Consider the following 3651-nt stretch of genomic DNA (forward strand, 5'->3'; position numbering starts at 1 on the left):
AAACCATTGATTTTAAAGGGTTTGCAAAAAAATAACAAAAATATTAGCACTCACATCTTGACAGTGCTAAAATAAGTGTTATAATACAATTAGCAATCAATAATCAAGAGTGCTAAAAGGAGTTGATATTATGAACTTTGAAAAAATGAGTGAAAAACTGCAGGAAGTCATTATGCAGGCAGTGGAAATCTGTAAGAATTATCAGCATACCACCATCGACACGATTCAAATGTTAAAGGCGATATTTGAAAACGAGGTCCTGGATGGACTTTTTAAGCGATTGAATATAGATAAAACAAGAGCGTTATCTATCATTGATGAAGAAATGGGACGTGTTGCGAAATCAAGCAATGTGAATCCACAATTCTCCAATGAGGTAGCACAATCTTTTCAAAAGGCAGAAGCATGGAGTGATTCTGTATCAGAAACATATCTAAGTGTTGCCAGCGTATGGATTGCCCTGATGTTTAATAAATCTTATATTTCAAAACGCCTGGTAAAAGAATTTCATCTAAAGGAAGATGTATGCAAGGATGAAGAATTAAAACGCAGAGGAGGGAAGAAAATGGATACTCCAAATGCTGAAAGCAATGTCGAAGCATTAAGTAAATATGGACGAGATTTAGTTGAAGATGTTAAGAATGGCAAAATTGATCCGATTATCGGACGTGATGATGAAATCCGTCGTGTCATTCAGATTTTATCCCGTAAGACAAAAAATAACCCGGTATTAATTGGTGAACCCGGTGTTGGTAAAACAGCTGTTGTAGAAGGAATCGCATGGCGTATTATGAAAGGCGATGTACCAGGCTCCTTAAAAGAAAAGAAATTAATAGAATTGGATATGGGGGCATTGATTGCCGGTGCTAAATATCGTGGTGAATTTGAAGAACGATTAAAAGCCGTACTAGAAGAAGTAAAAAATGCAGATGGCAATATCATTTTGTTTATTGATGAATTGCATAATCTTGTGGGTGCTGGTAAAACAGAAGGCAGTATGGATGCAGCCAATCTGTTAAAGCCAATGTTGGCACGTGGAGAATTACGCTGTATCGGGGCTACCACTTTCAATGAATATCGTCAATATATTGAAAAGGATGCTGCACTGGAGCGTCGTTTCCAACGTGTTATGGTAAAAGAACCAACAGTAGAAGATACGATTAGTATTCTGCGTGGCTTAAAAGATCGTTTTGAATCTTACCATGGTGTAAAAATTTTAGATGAAGCAATCATTGCTGCCGCAACAATGTCTAATCGTTATATCACGGATCGTTTCCTTCCTGATAAAGCAATTGATTTAATTGATGAAGCATGTGCAACATTACGTGTAGAAATGGAATCTATGCCACAAGAATTAGATGAATTACAGCGTAAAATTATGCAGCTGCAGATTGAAGAAACCGCATTGAAACAGGAAGATGACAAAAAAGCCGTAGAACGAAGAAATGATATTAAACAGGAATTAGAAGAACTACAGGCAAAGAAAGATGTCTTATATACGAAATGGGAAGATGAAAAGGCAGAACTGGAAGAAAGCAAGAATGCCAAAGTTAAACTGGAAAAAGCAAAACTTGATTTAGAACAGGCACAAAATGAAGCCCGTTATGAAGATGCTGCCCGTCTGCAATATGATACCATTCCACATTTAGAGAAGCTGATTAAGGAACAATCAGATAAAGAAAAAGGTGATGATACCTTAATTCAGGAAACAGTAAATGAAGAGTTAATTGCGGAAATCGTTAGTAAATGGACAGGTGTAGAAGTAAGCCGTCTAGTAGAAAGTGAACGTCAGAAGCTGTTACATCTGAAAGAAGCTTTACAAAAACGTGTTATCGGTCAGGATAATGCTTTGGAATTAGTAACTGATGCAATCCTGCGTAGTAAAGCACAGATTCAGGATGAAAACAGACCAATCGGAAGTTTCTTATTCTTAGGTCCAACCGGTGTTGGTAAGACAGAGGTCGCAAAAGCATTAGCTGAACAGCTGTTTGACAGTGAAAGTCATATTGTGCGTATAGATATGAGTGAATATATGGAGAAGCACAGTGTGTCACGTTTAATTGGTGCTCCTCCAGGATATGTAGGATATGATGAAGGTGGTCAGCTGACAGAAGCAGTTCGTCGTAATCCTTATTCTATCATTTTATTTGATGAAGTCGAAAAAGCACACCCGGATGTATTTAATGTATTGCTTCAGATTCTAGATGATGGACGTATTACAGACAGTAAAGGTGTTACCGTAGACTTTAAAAATACTCTGTTGATTATGACCAGCAATCTTGGAAGCCAGTTCGCATTTGATGAGGACAATAAGGAAGAAAAATATTTGTCTGAAGTTAAGAAGTATTTTAAACCGGAATTTGTGAATCGTATTGATGAAATCGTTGTATTTAATGCATTAAATGATGATATGTTAGGTAAGATTGCACATAAATTCATGGATGAATTACAAACAAGACTTGCGAAGAAAGATATTAAATTACAGGTTAGTGACGCTGTTTACCGTAATATCGCTACACAGGGTGTAGATCCAGTTTATGGAGCACGTCCAATGAAGCGTTATATCCAAAGAAACATCGAAACATTGATTGCTCGTAAGATGATTGAAGGCAATGCTGGAAAAGATGATATTGTAGCCATTGATGTAGTTGATGGAGAATATATTGTAAATATCACACAGGCATAATAAAGAAGGTATCTCATAAATAATTTGGGATACCTTTTTCAGTATATAGACAAAACAAAATAGCTTTAAAAAGAAAGGGATGAAGTAACGGCTTCATCCCTTTCGCTATGCAGAAAACTGTGTGCACTTATATTGTATGCATTTATGCATGAAAAGTCAATGGTAAGTAATAATTTATAATTTTTAAATTTTATATAGGTTTTTTCACTTAAAATTTAGGATTTAATAAATTTTATACGTATATAGATAAGTGTAGGAGGTAAATGAAAAATGCAGAATTACATCTGTGTGTCTGAATGGGAGATTACTAGTGGGATATTATGCAGTGATTTTCATGGTAATAGGAAGTCAGGTGCTCATGACCTTGATCAAAACACTTCCCAATATCATCAAAGAGATCACGAAACTATATGAAACTGTAATCAAATGCAGAAAACGAAAAAAGTAACAAACTAAGCAACAAGTTAGGGAGGGTGAACGAATTTCGTGGACAGGCATAAATTTCAGGCACCACCTACAAAAAGAAAGGGATGAAGTAGCAGCTTCATCCCTTTCGCTATGCAGAAAACTGTGTGCACTTATATTATATGTGTTTATGCATGAAAAGTCAACAGTAAGTAATAATTTATAATTTTTAAATTTTATATAGGTTTTTTCACTTGAAATTTAGGATTTTGTAAATTTTATACGTATATAGATAAGTGTAGGAGGTAAATGAAAAATGCAGAATATCCCTTTCGCTATGCAGAAAACTGTGTGCACTTATATTATATGTGTTTATGCACGAAAAGTCAACGGTAAATAATAATTTATAATTTTTAAATTTTATATATTTTATACGTATATAGATAAGCGTAGGAGATAAATGGAAAATGCAGAAAACGAAAAAAGTAACAAACTAAGCAACAAGTTAGGGAGGGTGAACGAATTTCGTGGACAGGCATAAATTTCAGACACCACCTACA

Annotated in this window: 2 protein-coding genes; both read left to right on the forward strand. The window is 35.1% G+C overall.

The genetic code is table 11. From position 1 onward, the window contains the following. The first annotated feature begins 130 nt into the window (after window positions 1-130). Window positions 131-2686 carry an ATP-dependent Clp protease ATP-binding subunit gene (locus DW761_RS19375; protein ID WP_117453221.1) on the forward strand — a complete coding sequence of 852 codons (2556 nt, stop codon included), beginning with the start codon at window positions 131-133 and terminating at the stop codon, window positions 2684-2686. A gap of 310 nt (window positions 2687-2996) precedes the next feature. Then, a complete protein-coding gene (locus DW761_RS21090) occupies window positions 2997-3134 on the forward strand; it encodes a hypothetical protein (protein WP_158553854.1) in 138 nt (45 codons plus the stop codon). Window positions 3135-3651 lie beyond the last annotated feature (517 nt).

The sequence above is a fragment of the Absiella sp. AM29-15 genome (genome assembly GCF_003434225.1).
GTDB classification, from domain to species: domain Bacteria; phylum Bacillota_I; class Bacilli_A; order Erysipelotrichales; family Erysipelotrichaceae; genus Hoskinsella; species Hoskinsella hominis.

Excerpts from the sequence above, each read along its gene's own strand:
- DW761_RS19375 (WP_117453221.1), top strand. The coding sequence starts at position 131 with ATGAACTTTGAAAAAATGAGTGAAAAACTGCAGGAAGTCATTATGCAG.